The 17994-nt window shown below is 62.9% G+C and carries 16 protein-coding genes; 10 read left to right on the top strand and 6 right to left on the bottom strand.

The features are described 5' to 3' along the window. The first annotated feature begins 2 nt into the window (after positions 1–2). The 8 genes from copD (at position 3) to B9N88_RS22515 (ending at position 8055) form a co-directional block, all read left to right on the top strand. On the top strand, positions 3–860 hold the full coding sequence (gene copD / locus B9N88_RS22550) for a copper homeostasis membrane protein CopD (RefSeq protein ID WP_027606225.1): 858 nt from the start codon (positions 3–5) through the stop codon (positions 858–860). A 191-nt stretch (positions 861–1051) separates the two neighbouring features. Then, positions 1052–2302, top strand: a complete 1251-nt coding sequence (locus B9N88_RS22545; RefSeq protein WP_027606224.1) for an OprD family porin — start codon at positions 1052–1054, stop codon at positions 2300–2302. Positions 2303–2523: 221 nt separating this feature from the next. Then, positions 2524–3342: an NAD-dependent epimerase/dehydratase family protein gene (locus B9N88_RS22540; RefSeq protein WP_027606223.1), complete on the top strand. Its 819-nt coding sequence runs from the start codon at positions 2524–2526 to the stop codon at positions 3340–3342. 30 nt (positions 3343–3372) lie between these two features. Further along, positions 3373–4248, top strand: coding sequence for an SMP-30/gluconolactonase/LRE family protein (locus B9N88_RS22535; RefSeq protein ID WP_027606222.1), 876 nt, complete (start codon positions 3373–3375; stop codon positions 4246–4248). Positions 4249–4299: 51 nt separating this feature from the next. Beyond that, positions 4300–5262, top strand: coding sequence for a TRAP transporter substrate-binding protein (locus B9N88_RS22530; RefSeq protein WP_027606221.1), 963 nt, complete (start codon positions 4300–4302; stop codon positions 5260–5262). A 66-nt stretch (positions 5263–5328) separates the two neighbouring features. Next, positions 5329–5856 carry a TRAP transporter small permease gene (locus B9N88_RS22525; protein ID WP_027606220.1) on the top strand — a complete coding sequence of 176 codons (528 nt, stop codon included), beginning with the start codon at positions 5329–5331 and terminating at the stop codon, positions 5854–5856. Position 5857: 1 nt separating this feature from the next. Next, a complete protein-coding gene (locus B9N88_RS22520) occupies positions 5858–7138 on the top strand; it encodes a TRAP transporter large permease (protein WP_027606219.1) in 1281 nt (426 codons plus the stop codon). Beyond that, positions 7138–8055: an aldose 1-epimerase gene (locus B9N88_RS22515; RefSeq protein WP_051429363.1), complete on the top strand. Its 918-nt coding sequence runs from the start codon at positions 7138–7140 to the stop codon at positions 8053–8055. Before B9N88_RS22520 ends, B9N88_RS22515 begins: the two co-directional genes overlap by 1 nt. A 147-nt stretch (positions 8056–8202) precedes the next feature. On the opposite strand, the gene B9N88_RS22510 is transcribed toward B9N88_RS22515, so the two are convergent. The 3 genes from B9N88_RS22510 to B9N88_RS22500 all read right to left on the bottom strand — a co-directional run bounded on the left by B9N88_RS22510 (position 8203) and on the right by B9N88_RS22500 (position 11692). Next, positions 8203–9348, bottom strand: a complete 1146-nt coding sequence (locus tag B9N88_RS22510) for an HlyD family secretion protein (RefSeq protein ID WP_027606218.1) — start codon at positions 9346–9348, stop codon at positions 8203–8205. After that, positions 9345–10988, bottom strand: coding sequence for an MFS transporter (locus B9N88_RS22505; RefSeq protein ID WP_027606217.1), 1644 nt, complete (start codon positions 10986–10988; stop codon positions 9345–9347). Before B9N88_RS22505 ends, B9N88_RS22510 begins: the two co-directional genes overlap by 4 nt. Before the next feature lie 116 nt (positions 10989–11104). Beyond that, positions 11105–11692, bottom strand: a complete 588-nt coding sequence (locus B9N88_RS22500) for a TetR/AcrR family transcriptional regulator (RefSeq protein WP_027606216.1) — start codon at positions 11690–11692, stop codon at positions 11105–11107. 177 nt (positions 11693–11869) lie between these two features. Here B9N88_RS22500 and B9N88_RS22495 point away from each other — a divergent pair, with 177 nt between their 5' ends. After that, positions 11870–12658: an SDR family NAD(P)-dependent oxidoreductase gene (locus B9N88_RS22495; RefSeq protein ID WP_027606215.1), complete on the top strand. Its 789-nt coding sequence runs from the start codon at positions 11870–11872 to the stop codon at positions 12656–12658. A 29-nt stretch (positions 12659–12687) separates the two neighbouring features. Beyond that, the gene (locus tag B9N88_RS22490; RefSeq protein WP_027606214.1) at positions 12688–13686 is read left to right on the top strand and encodes an NADP-dependent oxidoreductase; all 999 of its coding nucleotides are present in this window, start codon (positions 12688–12690) and stop codon (positions 13684–13686) included. 202 nt (positions 13687–13888) lie between these two features. Here the strand turns inward: B9N88_RS22490 and B9N88_RS22485 are convergent, their stop codons facing one another. The 3 genes from B9N88_RS22485 to ercA all read right to left on the bottom strand — a co-directional run bounded on the left by B9N88_RS22485 (position 13889) and on the right by ercA (position 17962). Beyond that, positions 13889–15367 (bottom strand): DASS family sodium-coupled anion symporter, encoded by a 1479-nt coding sequence (locus tag B9N88_RS22485; protein ID WP_027606213.1) that lies wholly within the window; start codon positions 15365–15367, stop codon positions 13889–13891. A 71-nt stretch (positions 15368–15438) separates the two neighbouring features. Next, positions 15439–16815 carry an ATP-binding response regulator gene (locus B9N88_RS22480; protein WP_027606212.1) on the bottom strand — a complete coding sequence of 459 codons (1377 nt, stop codon included), beginning with the start codon at positions 16813–16815 and terminating at the stop codon, positions 15439–15441. Next, on the bottom strand, positions 16799–17962 hold the full coding sequence (ercA, locus tag B9N88_RS22475) for an alcohol dehydrogenase-like regulatory protein ErcA (RefSeq protein ID WP_027606211.1): 1164 nt from the start codon (positions 17960–17962) through the stop codon (positions 16799–16801). The genes B9N88_RS22480 and ercA overlap by 17 nt, the downstream gene beginning before the upstream one ends. Positions 17963–17994: the final 32 nt, after the last annotated feature.

The following is a 17994-nucleotide window of genomic DNA, read 5'->3' as shown; positions in this document are numbered from 1 at the left end:
CCATGGCAACGCTGCTGGTGCTGTGCCGGTTCGTGCATTTCATCGTCGTGCTGTTGATGTTCGGGGCCTGTGTATTCAGGCCCTGGCTTCTCGGCGCTGCAGCGCAGCCCATGCTCGACCGGCAATTGCTGCGCATCACCCGTGGGCTGGCATGGACGGCCCTCGCGTCGGGGCTGATCTGGCTGGGGTTGATTACCGCCAGCATGGCCGGTTCATGGCCGGCGGCACTGGAACTGTCGACCGTGCAGTTGGTGCTGGGCAAGACCTTTTTTGGCCAGGTGTGGACCTGGCACCTGATCGTCAATGGCTTGGTGGTCATCGCCCTGATGACCCCGTGGAGGGCCCCGCGCCTGCCGTTGCTCACACTGTTGCTGATGACCCTCGCCCCGGTCGGCCATGGCGCCATGCTCGACGGGCTGAGCGGGCAGTTGTTGATCCTCAACCAGGTGGTGCACCTGATATGCGTCGGCGCATGGCTGGGTGGGTTACTGCTGCTGGTATTGATCCTCAGGCAGTCACACCGTGTTGAGCTGGCGCCTGTCCTGCGTCGTTTCAGCGGCGTGGGTTATGGCCTGGTCAGCGGCCTGCTGGTGACCGGCCTGATCAATGTGCGCGTACTTACCGGGCAGCTGTGGCCCACCCCGTTGTTCAGTGGTTTTGCCCTGATTCTGTTGATCAAGGTGATGCTGGTGCTGGGCATGTTGGCGCTGGCATTGTTGAACCGGTTGCGCCTGGATAGCGGCGAACAGCGGTTGGGCAGCTTGAAGGCCAGCGTGATGCTGGAATGGCTGCTCGGTGTTTGTGCAGTCGCGGCCGTTTCACTCCTTGGCACTTTGCCGCCAATGGCCCTGACGGGCTGAATGTGGAAGGGGCAAGTCGAATCGTCGCACCGCCCCTCCCACATTGACCCTGTGCGCTCTGGATCAACCCTCACCTAGTCATCGTATAACTTCTGCTTGACACCCCACGAAAACCCCGCAAATATCCGCCCCAATGTTGTACGACGACGTATAACAAATAATAAAAACAACAAATGAAAGGGAGCGTCACTGTGAGTCCATTCGCCCGCAATTCGTCCGCGCGTCTCAGTGTTATCGGCCTGTTTACCCTGCCCCTCCTCGCCCATGCCGACGGTTTCGTCGATGATGCCAAGGCCACGCTCAACCTGCGCAACGCCTACTTCAACCGCAACTTCACCAACCCGAGCAACCCCCAGGGCAAGGCCGAAGAGTGGACGCAGAGTTTTATTCTCGACGCCAAGTCCGGCTTCACCCAGGGCACCGTGGGGTTCGGCATCGATGTGCTGGGGCTGTATTCCCAGAAGCTCGATGGCGGCAAAGGCACCGGCGGTACCCAACTGTTGCCGATCCACGACGACGGCCGTCCCGCCGACAACTTCGGGCGCCTGGGCGTGGCGCTGAAAACCAGGCTGTCGAAGACCGAACTGAAGGTCGGCGAGTGGATGCCGGTGCTGCCGATCCTGCGCTCCGACGATGGCCGCTCGCTGCCCCAGACCTTTCGCGGCGGCCAGGTGACGTCCAGCGAAATCGCCGGCCTGACCCTCTACGGCGGCCAGTTTCGCGGCAACAGCCCGCGCAACGACGCGAGCATGGAAGACATGTTCATGAACGGCAAAGCCGCGTTCACCTCCGATCGCTTCAACTTCGGCGGCGGCGAATACACCTTCAACGACAAGCGCACCCAGGTCGGCGTGTGGTACGCCGAGCTGGCCGATATCTACCAGCAGCAGTACTTCAACCTGACCCACAGCCAGCCCGTGGGCGACTGGACCCTGGGGGCCAACCTCGGTTTCTTCAACGGCAAGGAAGACGGCAGCGCCCTGGCCGGCGACCTCGACAACAAGACCGTGTTCGCCCTGCTCTCGGCCAAATACGGCGGCAACACCTTCTATGTGGGCCTGCAAAAACTCACCGGCGACAGCGTGTGGATGCGCGTCAACGGCACCAGTGGCGGCACCCTGGCCAACGACAGCTACAACGCCAGCTACGACAACGCCAAGGAAAAATCCTGGCAGGTGCGGCATGACTTCAACTTCGTGGTACTCGGCGTGCCGGGACTGACCCTGATGAACCGCTATATCAGCGGCAGTAACGTACATACCGGGGCGATCACCGATGGCAAGGAATGGGGGCGCGAATCGGAACTGGCCTACACCGTGCAGAGCGGTGCGTTGAAGAACCTCAACGTTAAGTGGCGGAATTCCACCATGCGTCGGGATTTCAGCACCAACGAGTTCGACGAAAACCGGATCTTTATCAGCTATCCAATCTCCCTGCTGTAGAACCTAGTCTCCCAGCCCCAGAAAATCCCCTGTGGGAGGGGGCTTGCTCCCGATGGCGGTGGGTCAGTAACAGATGCATTCACTGGCACGCCCTCATCGAGGGCAAGCCCCCTCCCACATTTGAATCTCACTCGTCTGGAAGAACGTTGACAACCTGGGGGATCCCTAACAATACTTCGGCATAGTCATACGACAACCTACAACAAAAATTTGGAATCCCCATGACCACGACCACCCCCGCTCCCTTCAACCGCCTGCTGCTCACCGGTGCCGCCGGCGGCCTCGGCAAAGTCCTGCGCGAACGCCTGCGTCCCTACACCCAGGTGCTGCGCCTGTCGGACATCGCCAGCATGGCCCCGCCGGTGGATGCCTCGGAAGAAGTCCAGCCCTGCGACCTCGCCGACAAACAAGCGGTGCACCACCTGGTGGAAGGCGTCGACGCCATCCTGCACTTCGGCGGTGTATCGGTGGAGCGTCCGTTTGAAGAAATCCTCGGCGCCAATATCAGCGGTACCTTCCATATCTACGAAGCCGCACGCCGCCATGGGGTAAAACGTGTGATCTTCGCCAGTTCCAACCATGTGATCGGCTTTTACAAGCAGACCGAAACCATCGACGCCCACTCCCCACGCCGCCCCGACAGCTACTACGGCCTGTCCAAGTCCTACGGCGAAGACATGGCGAGCTTCTACTTCGACCGCTACGGCATCGAGACCGTGAGCATCCGTATCGGCTCCTCGTTCCCGGAACCGCAGAACCGCCGGATGATGCACACCTGGCTGAGCTTCGACGACCTGACCCAACTGCTGGAACGCGCGCTGTATACGCCGAACGTCGGCCACACCGTGGTCTACGGCATGTCGGATAACCTCGACACCTGGTGGGACAACCGCTACGCCGCACACCTGGGCTACGCCCCGAAAGACAGCTCCGAAGTCTTCCGTGCCCAAGTCGAAGCCCAGCCACCGGTGGCCGCCGATGACCCCGCCAAGGTCTATCAGGGTGGCGCGTTCTGCGCCGCCGGGCCGTTCGGTGACTGAGTTCACACCAACCCAAGGGAATGAGTGGCCATGACTGCTGAATTGATCGTCGACGCCCGCAATGCCGTGGGCGAATGCCCGGTGTGGGTGCCCGAGGAAAACGCCCTGTACTGGGTGGATATCCCCAACGGCGGCCTGCAAAAATGGAGCGCCGCCAGCGGCCACGTTGCCGCCTGGAAAGCCCCGCAGATGCTCGCCTGCATTGCCCGCACCACGGCGGGCAACTGGGTCGCCGGGATGGAAACCGGCTTCTTCCAACTCACACCGCACAACGACGCCAGCCTCGATACCACGCCGTTGGCCAGTGTCGAGCATCCACGCCCGGACATGCGCCTGAACGACGGCCGTTGCGACCGCCAGGGCCGTTTCTGGGCCGGCAGCATGGTGCTGAACATGGGCGCGAATGCGGCCGAAGGTATCCTCTATCGCTATGCATCGGGTTCAGCCCCCCACGCCCAGCTGGACGGTTTTATCACCCTCAACGGCCTGGCCTTCAGCCCCGATGGCCGCACGATGTACGCCTCGGATTCGCACCCGCTGGTGCAGCAGATCTGGGCCTTCGACTACGACATCGACACCGGCACGCCGTCCAACCGTCGCGTGTTCGTCGACATGCACAACTTCCTCGGCCGCCCCGACGGCGCCGCCGTGGACGCAGATGGCTGCTACTGGATCTGCGCCAACGACGCTGGCCTGATCCACCGCTTCACCCCCGACGGGCGCCTGGACCGCTCCCTCACCGTACCGGTGAAAAAACCCACCATGTGCGCCTTCGGCGGCAGCCGCCTGGATACTCTGTTTGTCACCTCGATCCGTGACGACCAGAGTGAACAGTCAGTGTCCGGCGGCGTGTTCGCCCTCAACCCCGGTATCACCGGATTGCCGGAGCCCCGCTTCATCCTCTAGCTGCATCGCTGTGCCTTGAATACAACAATAACAACACAGGAGTGACCTCCCATGGACTTCAAACGCACCTTGCTCGCCGCCGCAGTCTTTACCCTCAGCAGCGCCGCCCACGCGCTGGAAATCAAATTCGCCGACATCCACCCCGCCGGCTACCCCACCGTCGTCGCCGAAGAAAACATGGGCAAGGCCCTGACCAAGGAAAGCAACGGCGAACTGACCTTCAAGTACTTCCCCGGCGGCGTATTGGGCTCCGAGAAGGAAGTGGTCGAACAGGCCCAGGTCGGCGCCGTGCAGATGACCCGCGTCAGCCTCGGCATCGTCGGGCCGGTAGTACCGGACGTGAACGTGTTCAACCTGCCGTTCGTGTTCCGCGACCAGGCGCATATGCGCAAGGTCATCGATGGCGAGATCGGCGATGAGATCCTCGCCAAGATCACCGACTCCGAGTTCGGCCTGGTGGCCCTGGCCTGGATGGACGGCGGCACACGCAACCTCTACACCAAGAAGCCGGTGCGCAGGATCGAAGACCTCAAGGGCATGAAGATCCGCGTGCAAGGCAACCCGCTGTTCATCGACGCCTTCAACGCGATGGGCGCCAACGGCATTGCCATGGACACCGGCGAGATCTTCAGCGCCTTGCAGACGGGGGTGATCGACGGCGCGGAGAACAACCCGCCGACCCTGCTGGAACACAATCACTTCCAGAACGCCAAGTACTACACCCTCACCGAGCACCTGATCCTGCCCGAGCCCATCGTGATGTCGAAAATCACCTGGAACAAGCTCACCCCGGCGCAACAGGTCATGGTCAAAAACGCCGCCAAGGCCGCCCAGGCCGATGAGCGCGCGCTGTGGGACGCCAAGTCCGCCAGCAGTGAGGAAAAACTCAAAAAGGCCGGCGTCGAGTTCATCACCGTCGACAAAAAGCCCTTCTATGACGCCACCGCAGCGGTTCGCGCCAAGTACGGCGCGCCTTACGCCGACATCATCGCGCGCATCGACGCCGTTCAATAACCTCTCCTGCCTCTCGCAAAAGGCCCGGCGCGGTCTGCACCGCCGCGCCCGGTTACGGTGAACGCCATGAAGAATCTACTGCTGCGCATCAACGACCGCATCTACATGACCTGCATCTGGGTCGCCGGCCTTTCGGTTCTCGGCGTCGCGCTGATCATTCCCTGGGGCATCTTCGCCCGCTACGTCCTCGGCACCGGCTCCAGTTGGCCGGAGCCCACCGCCATCCTGCTGATGCTGGTGTTCACCTTTATCGGTGCTGCCGCCAGCTACCGCGCCGGCGCGCATATGTCGGTGGCCATGGTCACGGACCGCCTGCCGCCCGCCCAGCGCCGCATCGTCGGCATCCTGTCGCAACTGTTGATGGGCACCATCTGCCTGTTCATGGCGATCTGGGGCACCAAGCTGTGCCTGTCCACCTGGAACCAGTTCATGAGCGCCATCCCGACCCTGCGCGTGGGCATCACCTATATGCCGATCCCGATTGGCGGGCTGCTGACCCTGATCTTCGTGGTGGAAAAACTCCTGCTCGGTGACCAGAGCAACCGGCGCGTGGTGCGCTTCGACCTGGTGGAAGAAAGCGAAGGGGCTGCCTGATATGGACGCATTGATTCTGCTGGGCAGCTTTATCGCCTTGATCCTGATCGGCATGCCGGTGGCCTACGCCCTGGGCTTGTCGGCGCTGATTGGCGCATGGTGGATCGACATCCCGTTCCAGGCCCTGATGATTCAGGTCGCAGGCGGGGTGAACAAGTTTTCGCTGATGGCGATACCGTTCTTCGTGCTGGCGGGGGCGATCATGGCCGAAGGCGGCATGTCGCGCCGGCTGGTGGCGTTTGCCGGGGTGCTGGTGGGGTTTGTGCGCGGTGGCCTGTCGCTGGTGAACATCATGGCCTCGACGTTCTTTGGCGCCATCTCCGGCTCGTCGGTGGCCGACACCGCCTCGGTGGGCTCGGTGCTGATCCCGGAAATGGAGCGCCGTGGCTACCCACGGGAATTTGCCACCGCCGTCACCGTCAGCGGTTCGGTGCAGGCGCTGCTGACCCCGCCCAGCCATAACTCGGTGCTCTACTCCCTGGCGGCGGGCGGCACGGTGTCCATCGCCTCGCTGTTCATGGCCGGTGTGGTGCCTGGGTTGTTGATGAGCGCGTGCCTGATGGTGCTGTGCCTGATCTTCGCGAAAAAACGCAACTACCCCAAGGGCGAAGTGATCCCGCTCAAGCAGGCGCTGAAAATCTGCGCCGACGCGCTCTGGGGCCTGATGGCCATGGTGATCATCCTCGGCGGCATCCTGTCGGGCATCTTCACCGCCACCGAGTCCGCCGCGATTGCCGTGCTGTGGGCGTTCTTCGTGACCATGTTCATCTACCGCGACTACAAGTGGAGCGAGCTGCCCAAGCTGATGCACCGCACGGTGCGCACCATTTCCATCGTGATGATCCTGATCGCCTTCGCGGCCAGCTTCGGCTACATCATGACCCTGATGCAGATCCCGGCGAAGATCACCACGCTGTTCCTGACCCTGTCGGACAACCGCTACGTGATCCTGATGTGCATCAACGCCATGCTGCTATTGCTCGGCACAGTGATGGACATGGCGCCGCTGATCCTGATCCTCACGCCTATCCTGCTGCCGGTGGTGCTGGGTATCGGCGTCGACCCGGTGCACTTCGGCATGATCATGCTGGTCAACCTCGGCATTGGCTTGATTACGCCGCCGGTGGGTGCGGTGCTGTTCGTGGGGGCGGCGGTGGGCAAGGTGAGTATCGAGAAGACCGTGAAGGCGCTGCTGCCGTTTTATGCCGTGCTGTTCCTGGTGCTGATGGCGGTGACGTACATTCCGGCGCTGTCGTTGTGGCTGCCGAGCGTGGTGCTGTGATGATCGAACTCGAAGATAACCTGACCCACCTCACCGTGAATCCGGCCGTGGGCGGCAGCCTGGTCAACTGGACGGTGCGCGCCACCGGCCAGCCGTTGTTGCGCCATAACGATGAGCAGGCGATCCATACCGGTTTGCCGGGCAAGCTGGGGTGCTATCCATTGGTGCCCTGGTCCAACCGTATTGCCCACGGCGGTTTCGACAACCCCGACGGTTGGCTCGCGCTCACGCCCAACAGCCTCACCGATCCGCTGCCGATCCATGGCTCGGCCTGGCAACAGGCGTGGCAGGTGGTCAGCCACACGGCGGATGAAGTGGTGCTGGAGGTACTGTGCGAGACGCCGTTTGCCTATCGCGCCGAGCAGCGGATTCGCTTGAGCGATGGGATGCTGAGTATCGAGCTACGGGTGACGCACCTGGCCGAAACAGCCGCATGGCATGGCGTGGGCTTGCATCCTTACTTTCCGCGCCGGCCGGGTACCCGGTTGCAGGCCAGGGCCGCACAGGTGTGGATGAGTGACGCATCCAAGCTGCCGACGGGGTTGGCGCCGGTGCCGGGCGAGTGGGATTTCCAGGCATTGAAACCTCTGCCCGAAGGCCTGGTGGACAATGGCTTCTGCCAGTGGGATGGCTATTGCCGGATCGAACAGCCGGACCTGGGCTATACACTGGAATGCCAGGCCAGCGGCGCCGATTACTTCCTGCTGTACTGCCCGCCGGGGCTGGGGTTCTTTTGCATCGAGCCGGTGAGCCATCCGGTGAATGCTCATCACCTGGCGGGACGGCCGGGCCTGAAACTGCTGGAACACAATCAATCGGTCCAACTCAATTTCAACCTGAAATACATTCAACATGTGGGAGGGGGGCTTGCCCCCGATGGCGGCCTGACAGCCGACCAGGATGTTGGCGTGGAATGAGTACATATCCGTTGCCGCGGTAACGGCCACTTAGGGTTTCGCTCTTACAGCGACTCACTTTTGAACAGCGCAAAAGTAAGCAAAACGCTTCGCCCCACCACTCGGCACCTCGCCCAGGCTCGGTGTGCCCGTAATCCGAGAGTGATGTCAGGGTGGAGAGTTTTTCAGCCGCCCAGCCGTGTCGATACTCACCACAACCGACAACCCCGGCCGCAACCGTTCGCTCTCAGCCTGATCCGGGTCCACCGTAATCCTGACCGGCACGCGCTGGGCAATCTTCACAAAGTTGCCCGTCGCGTTGTCCGCCTGCAACAGGCTGAACTCCGAGCCCGTGGCTGGGGAGATATGCTGCACCGTGCCGTGAAACCTGCGGTGGTTGAGCGCATCCACGGTGAAGGTCACCGGCTGGCCGACCTGCACATTGTCCATCTGGGTTTCCTTCATGTTGGCGATCACCCACAGCTGCTTCGGCACCAGCGCCATCAACTGCGCGCCGGAGTTGACGTAGGCCCCCAGGCGCACGCCAATCTGCCCCAACTGCCCGTCACGGGGCGCCGTAATGCGGGTGTTGGACAGGTCGATCCGCGCCAGCTCCACCGCCGCCTCGGCACTGGCCACCGCCGCTTCCAGGGAGCCGCGATTGACGATCACCGTCTGCAAATCCTGCCGCGCAATTTCCAGGCTGGCCTGGGCCTGGGCCACCGCCGCGATGGTCTGGGCATTGGCGGCGCGGGTCACGTCCAGCTCGCGCCGGGACACCGAACCGTCGCTGATCAGCTCTTCGTTGCGGCGCAAGTCGGCAGTGCTTTTGCGCGCCTGGGCCTGGCTGTCCACCAGTGCGGCCTGGCGCAGCTTGATCGTCGCTTCGGCACTGTTGCGTTGCTGCACCACATTGGCCAGCGCGGCCTTCTGCACCGCCAGTTGCGCCAGGGCCTGGTCGAGGCGTTGCTTGTAGATGCGGTCATCCAGGCGCACCAGCAGGTCGCCGGCCTTGACGTACTGGAAGTCCTGCACCGGCACCTCGAACACATAGCCGCTGAGCTGCGGGCCGATGATGGTCACCTGGCCGCGCACCAGGGCGTTCTCGGTGGTTTCCACCGCGCTGCTGAACGGCGGCAATTGCCAGGCATACAGCACGATCAGCACGCCGACGATGGCAATCGCGGCAAAGCCCAGGGACGAGAGAATGCGCACGCGCAATGAGCGCGGCTCGGTGACCGTGGCGCCGGGCGGCGTGGTGCCTTCCGGGGTGGCGGCGATGGCGTTGGTGGTCGTGGTGGTCGGTTCGGTCATGAAGTAGCGCCGCTGGGTTGAACGGGAGTGGCTGTTTTAGTGGTGCTCATCAGCCACAGACTGCGGATAAAGATCCAGATCATGGTCAGGATCGCGATAATCGCGATCAGCATGAACACATCGTTGTAGGCCATGACATTGGCCTCGCGGGTCGCCGCCGTGGCCAGGCTGCGGATGCCCATGAGGTTACGCAGTTCCGGGTCGGCGACGATGCCGCCATAGGCCGAGCCGCCGCTCTGCACCCGCGCGGCCACACGCGGGTCAAGCAAGGTCAGATGCTCGACAATCATGCTGGAATGATACTTCTCGCGCACGATCTGGAAGGTCCCAAGCAAAGCCGCGCCGATCAGGCCGCCGAGGTTCTGGCAGATCCCGAACATCACCGAAAAGCTCACCAGGTTACGCGGGTTGGCCAGCACGTTTTTGGTCCCCAGCACCATGGTCGGCCCCAGGAAGAAGGTGCCACCGAAGCCTAGCAGGAACTGACTGATGTACAGGTTCTGCGGACGCGTGAGGTTGCTGGAGAAACTGTCCATCACCGAGCCGGTGGCCATCAGCGCCAGGGAAATCACCAGCGGCATCAGCAGGTGCGCCGGGTTGATCGTCAGCGCACTGACCGCCAGCCCGCTGATCGCGCCGGCCAGCATCACCACGTACAGCGTATGCATCTGCTGGTAGCTCATGTTCAGCATCTGCATGAACCCCACCGCACCGGTGGACTGCTCCGACAGCACCATGCGAATCAGGATCACCGCCAACGCCAGGCGGATCATGGTGCCGCTGCCCAGCCAGCGGGTCATCAGCATCGGGTTGGCGCGGTTATGCTCGATGGCCAGGCCGGCCATGATCAGCACCAGGGAACAGGCCGAGGCCACGCCGATCCACGGCGCTTCCAGCCACCAGTCGATACGCCCCAGGGACAGCACCGCACACAGCAGCGCGACACCGCTGGCGAGAATGGCGAAGGTGACGAAGTCGAGTTTTTCAAAGGTCTTGAAGCGGTCGCCGGGGGGCAGTTTGAGCAGGAATACACAACCCAGGCAGATCAGCGCCAGGCCCAGTTCGAACAGGTAAAGCCCGCGCCATTCGGCGATCTGCAGCAGGTCCTCGGAGAACAGCCGCGCCAGGGGCAACGCCAACTGCGCCGTACCCAGCCCCAGCACCAGGGATTTCAACCGCCACTTGGCCGGGAACGCCTGGATCATGTAGTACAAGCCCAACGAACTCAGCGCCGCGCCGACCATGCCGTGGGCGGCCCGTACGGCGATGGCCGAGTTGAGGTCGTTGACGAACAAGTGGCCGAAGGTCACCAGCGCGTAGAGCACCAGGAACACCTCGGTAAACGCGCGCAGGCCGAATTGCTGGCGGAACTTCACCAGCAGCAGGTTCATGCACACGTTGGTCATCACATAGGCGGCGGGCAGCCAGGCCATTTCCGCGGTGGTCGCACCGAGGGCCCCTTGCAGGTATTGCAGGTTGGCGATGACCAGCGCGTTGCCCAGGCCACCGGTGATTGCCACCAGCACGCCGACCATCGCGAACAGCCAGCGCTTGTGCGTCGGATGCAGCGGCGTCGACGGCGAGCCCGGCAGGCTCGGGCGCTCGTGGGGTTCCCAGGGGCGGGGGGTGTATTTGTCCATTCGATGACCTAGATGAGCCGACGGGTGACGTCGGTAAAACCACTACTCAGAGTAGTAAACCTGAGCGGGGTTCATCTTGCCATCTTGGGCGCGTCGGTCAGCGCCCATCTTGCCACTCATGCGCTGCTTTCTTTACTCGATGGCAGGGATGCCATTATCTCAGCGCGGCACGTTTCCAATATTTCATCCGCCAGGGCCGAGTCATCCGGACACGCCCGCGACAGCATGACCGCACCGATTGCATGGGCCAGCAGGTCGATCATTTTCGCGCGGACCTCTTGCCTGGGCACATCCACACCCGCCATGTACTTGTCCTCGAGTGCTGCCAGCGTGTTTTCAACGCCACTGGCAAAGGTTGCCTTCAGATCATCTGACTGACGGGCCGCGTCACCACACAGGGCTGCCATGGTGCACCCCTCTCCCCTGCCGTCTCTGTGATCCCTGGACACGTACAGGTTCACAAAGCCCGGAATGTCCAGATCGGAGCTATTCGACAGGGACTTTGCCAGGCTATTTTCCGCTGCTTCGGCCATCAAGTCGGCCTTGGAGCCGAAGTGTTTGTAGAAGCCTCCCTGGGTAAAACCCGCAGTAGCCATGAGTTCTGCCACACCCACACCGTCATAGCCACGCTCACGAAACAGCTCTGACGCCGTCTCCACAATATGAGCTCGGTTGGCGAGTGATTGTGTCTTGGTGATCTTCATTTCGCGCCCCTGGGACTCCTGAACAATGGCCTGACTATACTCTGATGTCGATCACAATCAAAACTGTTGACAGCTTTGATTATGATCGACATCATAAAACCACCAGCCCATGTCTCTGCGGCTGTGCGGCGCGGGTCGCCGTCTCTGATCATCCTGAACAATCTAGAGCATCTACTTATGAGCACCCCAGAAACCGTACTGATTACCGGCGCCTCAACAGGCATTGGCGCGACCTACGCCGAGCGTTTTGCCCAACGTGGGCACAATCTCGTGCTGGTAGCCCGCGATAAAGGCCGGCTGGACGCACTGGCCTCGCAGCTGCGTGAGAAACACGCGGTGTCCATTGACGTGATCCAGGCCGAACTGACTCAAACCGGTGACTTGGTCCGCGTCGAAGCACGCCTGCGTGACGACGCCAGTATCGGCATCCTGGTGAACAATGCGGGCGCCGCCCTCTCCGGCAGCTTCATCGAGCAATCCATCGACAGCGTTACCAACCTGGTCGCGCTCAACACCACCGCCCTGGTGCGACTCGCCAGCGCCATCGCGCCACGCCTGGTACACGCCGGTAACGGCGCGATCATCAACATTGGCTCGGTGGTGGGGCTGGCACCGGAATTCGGCATGAGCGTCTACGGCGCAACCAAGGCGTTCGTGCTGTTTCTATCCCAAGGGCTGAGCCTCGAACTCTCGCCCAAGGGCGTCTACGTGCAAGCCGTTCTTCCAGCCGCCACCCGCACGGAGATCTGGGATCGCGCAGGCATCGACATCAATACCCTGAGCGAAATCATGAGCGTGGACGAGTTGGTCGATGCTGCGCTGGTCGGTTTTGATCGTCGCGAGCCGGTGACCATTCCGCCCTTGCAAGACGCCGCCCGCTGGGATGCCCTGCAAGCCGCCCGCCAGGGTTTGCTGTCAGAGATTCGCCAGTCGGTCGTCGCCGAGCGCTATCAAGCCAAGGCGTGATTGTCACCTATAGCCATGGGAACCGAACGATGAAAGCCTTCCTGATCGACCGTTACGGCAAGCATCAAGGACGCCTTGCCGAGGTACCGGACCCGGAACCGGGCATCCACGACGTACTGGTCAAGGTACATGCCAGCAGCGTCAACCAGCTGGATTCGAAGATCAGCAAGGGTGAATTCAAACTGATCCTGCCCTACACATTCCCGCTGATCATGGGCAACGACCTGGCCGGCGTCGTCGTTCGCGTAGGGTCAGGCGTGCGCACCTTCAAGCCCGGTGACGAGGTCTACGCGCGCCCGCCCGACGCGCGCATCGGTGGCTTTGCCGAGCTGATCGCGATTGAGGAGAGTGCCCTCGCACTGAAACCCAACAACACCAGCATGGAACAAGCCGCCGCCCTGCCCCTGGTGGCACTGACCGCCTGGCAGGTGCTGGTTGAAACAGCCCGCGTGAAGAAGGGGCAAAAAGTCTTTATCCAGGCGGGCTCCGGTGGTGTCGGCAGCATTGCCATCCAGCTTGCAAAACACCTGGGGGCTTTCGTTGCCACCACGACCAGCACCGCCAACGTGGAGTGGGTCAAGGCGTTGGGAGCGGACGTGGTCATCGACTACACGCAGCAAAACGTCGAAAACCTGTTGCGTGACTACGACGTCGTCCTGAACAGCCTCGGCCCCGCCGAACTGGAAAAATCCCTGCGCATTCTCAAGCCGGGTGGGCAGCTCATCTCCATCTCGGGACCACCGACCGCCGAGTTCGCACGCGAGCAAAAGCTGTCCTGGGGACTCGGTTGGATCATGCGCCTATTAAGCAGCGGCATACGCAGAAAAGCCCGCAGGCAGGGCGTCGACTATGGGTTCGTGTTCATGCGCGCGAGCGGTGCGCAGTTGCAGAAAATCACCGCGCTCGTCGAGTCCGGCACCATCACACCGGTGATCGACCGAACCTTCCCTCTCGAGGCAACGGCTGAGGCCTTGAGCTACGTCGAACGGGGCAGAGCCAAGGGCAAGGTGGTGATCAAGGTCCTATGACTAAGCCCACCCAACGCTCAAGCTGATGGCGATGCAGACTTTTCCCGCGTTGGGGTGCGAAGCGCCCCCAATGAAGGACGAATGGGGTGTACCCGATATTGCGCAGTGGCTGGTTTTGGGGCTGCCGAGCAGCCCAGCGCGGGACAAGCCCGCTCACCACATCCACAGTGGATCTCATGGGCATCCAGAAACGCATTTCAAATCAGATCCAACCGAGCCAGCTCCAGTAAGTCGCCGCAAACACCAACATCAACCCATACCCGATCAACGTCACCAGGATCCCCACCTTGGCAAACTGCCGCGCCGTAAACGTCCCCGTCCCCAGGCACACCATGTTCTGCGGCGCATTGATCGGCAGGATAAACCCGTAGCTCATCACAAACCCCAACAGCATGGTCATGCCCAAGCGGTTGAACTCCCCCGGCAAGGTCTGCAGCACCGCAATCAATATCGGCAACAACGCCGAGGTCAGTGCCGTGGCGCTGGCAAAGCCCAGGTGGATCACAATCAGAAACGCCCCCAGGATCGCAAATACCCCCAGCGGCCCGACCTGATCCAGGCCGGTGTGCGCCACCACCTGGGACCCCAGCCATTGCCCGGCCTGGGTGGTCAGCAATGCGGTACCGAGGCTGATGCCCACGCCAAACACGATCACCGTGCCCCACGGAATGCGCGATTGCACATCTTTCCAGGTCATCACCCCGATGCCCGGCAGCAGCAGGAACACCAACCCGGCGTAGGTGGTCGAGGTGGTGTCGAACGGGTGCAGGCGCCCTTCCGTGGCCCATGCCAACAGCAGCAGCACCGACACCGTCAGCAAACGTTTCTGCGGGCCGGTCATCGGGCCGATGTCCACCAGGGACTGGGCCACGGCCTCCTTGCCACCGGGGATGCTGTCGGTTTCCGGCGGCAGCAGCTTGATCACCAGGAACAGCAACACCGCCGACATGATCACCGCCCACGGCGCACCGGCGATCAGCCAGTCGATCCACGACACGCGCTGGCCGAGCATCTTGTCCATAAAGCCCACGGTCAGCAGGTTTTGCGCGGCGGCGGTCTGGATGCCGACGTTCCAGATGCTGGTGCCCTGGGCCACCACGATCATCAGGCCGGCAGCGATGTTGGAGCGCTTGTCCACGCCAAACGCGGCGACCACGCCCATCATGATCGGCACCACACAGGCGCTGCGCGCCGTGGCGCTGGGCACCACGAGGCTGAGCAGGATGGTCACCGCAATCGCCCCGAGCAGAATGCCGCGGGTGCTGGTGCCGACGCGGGTCAGGGTCACCAGGGCGATGCGCCGGTCCAGGCCGGTGTGGGTCATGGCCGCCGCAATGAACAACGCGCCCGCCACCAGGGCCAGTGCCGGGTTGGAAAAGCCGGTAAGCGCCATGCTGATGGCCGGGCTGGAGCCGATCAGGTGCGTGGGGTCTTGCAGCGACGGCGCGGTGCCGAGCAAAAACGCCATGAGCGAGGTGATCATGATCGCGCTGGCTTCATAGGACACCGCCTCGGTGATCCACACCACCACGGCAAACGCGAGGATCGCCAGCATGCGCTGCCCGGCCACCGGCAGGTCGGCGGGCAGCGGCAACAGCAGCACGCCGACCATCACCAGTACGCCGATCACCAGGCCCAGGGGCAACTTGAAAGAGGCTGCGGTTGTTGCGGGGGCGTTCATGGCGGGCTCCGTCGGGCTCTGAATCAGGGAGGCAGCATGGGGCAAAGCGCCGCAACAGGTGTTGACGGGTATCAACCCGAGGTCAATAACTGGCTCAACACCGCCCGCAACTTGCCGGGCTTGAGCGGTTTGTTCAGCAACGGCGCGTCCAGCCGGCGCAGCGCGCGGCGGCACTGGTCGGTACGGTCGGCGGTGATGATCACGGCGGGGATGTTCTGCGCGAAATGCTCGCGCAGGTGCTTGACCACCGCGCAGCCCACCACGCCATGGTCGAGGTGGTAGTCGGCCAGGATCAGCTCCGGCGCCCTGCCCTGCAACGCCAGCAACGCCCCGGCCTGGTCGGTGGCGGTAATTACCTCGCAGCCCCACTGCGCCAGCAGCGCACGCATGCTGTCGAGGATGCTCACCTCGTTGTCGATCACCAGCAGGCGCCTTCCCGGCAGCGGGTTGCCCGTGGTCGGTAGCACCGGCAGCTGGCTGATCGCCAGGGGCATCTCTTCGCTGATAGGCACCTCGATACTGAACATCGAGCCGCGCCCCGGCCACGAACGGACTGCCACCGGGTAGCCGAGGATCTCGGCGATGCGCTCGACAATCGCCAGGCCCAGCCCTACGCCTTTGCGGTCCGAGGCACGGCCGACGTCGAGCTGGTTGAATTCAAGGAAGATCGCGTCGAGGCGGTCGGCCGCGATGCCGCGCCCGGTGTCCCACACTTCCAGGCGCAGGCGATCGCCACGTCGGCGCGCGCCGAGCAGGATGCAGCCCTCGTCGGTGTAGCGACAGGCGTTGCTGAGGAAGTTGCGCAGGATCCGCGTCACCAGGCGCAGGTCGGTGCGAATCGCGTAATGTCCGGTACGCGCGCGCAGGTTCAGCCCGGCCGCCAGCGCCACCGACTGGAACTCCGAGACCAGCGGCGCAAACAGCTCATCCAGGCGATACAGCGCCACATCGGGCTTGACCGCCGCCTGGTCGAGCCGCGAAATATCCAGCAGGTCGGTGAGCAAATCCTCGGCGCCTTCCAGGGCCTGGTGCGTACGTTCCACCAGCACCTGTTCGACGCTGGGCAGGTTGCGCTCGCGCAAGGTGGAGATCAGCAGTCGCGCGGCGTTGAGTGGCTGCAACAGGTCATGGCTGGCGGCGGCGAGGTATTTGTCCTTGCTGCGGTTGGCGGCCTCGGCGGCATCGCGGGCATCGCGCAGCTCCTGCTCGACCTGCTCGCGCTGGGCGATCTGCTGTTGCAGGTTGCGGTTGGCTTCCAGCAGTTCATCGGTGCGCGCCGCCACGCGCTGCTCCAATTCATCGTTGAGACGGATATAGCGGTTGCGCTCGGCCTCCAGTTCGTCGAGACGCGCGGTGAGTTCCGGGTAGTGGCTCTTGCGCGCCGAGTGATTGCCCAGGCCCAACAGACCGGCGAGGGCCTGTTGCTGGTCGTCAGAGCGCTTCGCCATACACCACCTCGACATCACGCTGGCTGGACTCGCGCGGGTTGGTGAGGATGCACGGGTCGTGCATCGCATGCTGGGACAGGAACGGAATGTCCGCCACGCGCACGCCATGCAGGCCGAGGGTTTCATGGAAGCCGATGGCGTGCTTCAGCGCAATCAGATGCTCCACCAGCCGCCCGCGAATCTGCCGATGGTTGAGCCCCCGGCAGTCAATGCCAAAGGTCTCGGCAATCACCTTGAAGCGCTCCGGCGCCGAGTTGTAGTTGAACGCCACCACGTGTTCCACCAGGACCGCGTTGCACAAGCCATGGGGCAGGTCGAGAAACCCGCCGAGGCTGTGGGACATGGCATGCACCGCGCCGAGGATCGCATTGGAGAACGCCAACCCTGCCTGCATGCTGCCGAGCATGATCTTCTCGCGCAGGGCAATATCGCCGGGGTTGGCGATCATCTGCACCAGGTTGCCGTTGATCAGGCGCATGGCCTCCAGCGCATGGGGGTCGGTCAGCGGGCCGTGGCCGGTGGACACGAATGCCTCGATCGCATGCACCAGCGCGTCGATGCCGGTACAGGCGGACAGGAACGGGTCCATGCTCGCCGTGGTTTCCGGGTCGATCAGCGACACATCCGGCACCACCGCCTTGCTGACGATGGAGAACTTCATGCGTTCCTGCTGGTTGGAAATGATCACGAACTGCGAGACATCCGCCGAGGTGCCGGCGGTGGTGGGGATCAGGATCAGCGGCGGGCTCGGCACGCGGATGGTGTCCACGCCTTCGAACTCGAGGATGCAGCGCCCATGGGCGACCACAATGCCGATGGCCTTGCCGCAGTCCATGGGGCTGCCGCCGCCGATGGCCACGATCACGTCGCAATGGTTTTCCCGGTACACCTCGGCACCGAGCATCACTTCCTCGACGCGCGGGTTGGGCGACACGGCGCTGTACAGGCAGTAGTCGATGCCGATGGCCTGCAGGCTGGCTTCCACATCGGCGACCCATCCGGCGGCGATCACACCGGGGTCGCTGACCACCAGGACCTTGCGCGCACCAAAGGTCTTGGCGTAGTTACCGACGTTGTGCCGACAGCCGGCACCGAAGATGATTTCAGGCGAGACGAATTTACGCAGGAGGCTCAGATTGGGGCTCATTGGAAAGCCTGTTGTTATTATTTTGGGGAGAT

The organism is Pseudomonas sp. LAMO17WK12:I1 (assembly GCF_900177315.1).
GTDB classification, from domain to species: Bacteria; Pseudomonadota; Gammaproteobacteria; order Pseudomonadales; family Pseudomonadaceae; genus Aquipseudomonas; species Aquipseudomonas marginalis.
This window is presented reverse-complemented; position numbering and strand designations above follow the sequence as displayed.

Excerpts from the sequence above, each read along its gene's own strand:
- B9N88_RS22500 (WP_027606216.1), bottom strand. The coding sequence starts at position 11,692 with ATGAAGATCACCAAGACACAATCACTCGCCAACCGAGCTCATATTGTG.
- B9N88_RS22510 (WP_027606218.1), bottom strand. The coding sequence starts at position 9,348 with ATGACCGAACCGACCACCACGACCACCAACGCCATCGCCGCCACCCCG.
- B9N88_RS22535 (WP_027606222.1), top strand. The coding sequence starts at position 3,373 with ATGACTGCTGAATTGATCGTCGACGCCCGCAATGCCGTGGGCGAATGC.
- B9N88_RS22540 (WP_027606223.1), top strand. The coding sequence starts at position 2,524 with ATGACCACGACCACCCCCGCTCCCTTCAACCGCCTGCTGCTCACCGGT.
- B9N88_RS22490 (WP_027606214.1), top strand. The coding sequence starts at position 12,688 with ATGAAAGCCTTCCTGATCGACCGTTACGGCAAGCATCAAGGACGCCTT.
- B9N88_RS22505 (WP_027606217.1), bottom strand. The coding sequence starts at position 10,988 with ATGGACAAATACACCCCCCGCCCCTGGGAACCCCACGAGCGCCCGAGC.
- ercA (WP_027606211.1), bottom strand. The coding sequence starts at position 17,962 with ATGAGCCCCAATCTGAGCCTCCTGCGTAAATTCGTCTCGCCTGAAATC.
- B9N88_RS22530 (WP_027606221.1), top strand. The coding sequence starts at position 4,300 with ATGGACTTCAAACGCACCTTGCTCGCCGCCGCAGTCTTTACCCTCAGC.
- B9N88_RS22480 (WP_027606212.1), bottom strand. The coding sequence starts at position 16,815 with ATGGCGAAGCGCTCTGACGACCAGCAACAGGCCCTCGCCGGTCTGTTG.
- B9N88_RS22520 (WP_027606219.1), top strand. The coding sequence starts at position 5,858 with ATGGACGCATTGATTCTGCTGGGCAGCTTTATCGCCTTGATCCTGATC.
- B9N88_RS22485 (WP_027606213.1), bottom strand. The coding sequence starts at position 15,367 with ATGAACGCCCCCGCAACAACCGCAGCCTCTTTCAAGTTGCCCCTGGGC.
- copD (WP_027606225.1), top strand. The coding sequence starts at position 3 with ATGGCAACGCTGCTGGTGCTGTGCCGGTTCGTGCATTTCATCGTCGTG.
- B9N88_RS22525 (WP_027606220.1), top strand. The coding sequence starts at position 5,329 with ATGAAGAATCTACTGCTGCGCATCAACGACCGCATCTACATGACCTGC.
- B9N88_RS22495 (WP_027606215.1), top strand. The coding sequence starts at position 11,870 with ATGAGCACCCCAGAAACCGTACTGATTACCGGCGCCTCAACAGGCATT.
- B9N88_RS22515 (WP_051429363.1), top strand. The coding sequence starts at position 7,138 with ATGATCGAACTCGAAGATAACCTGACCCACCTCACCGTGAATCCGGCC.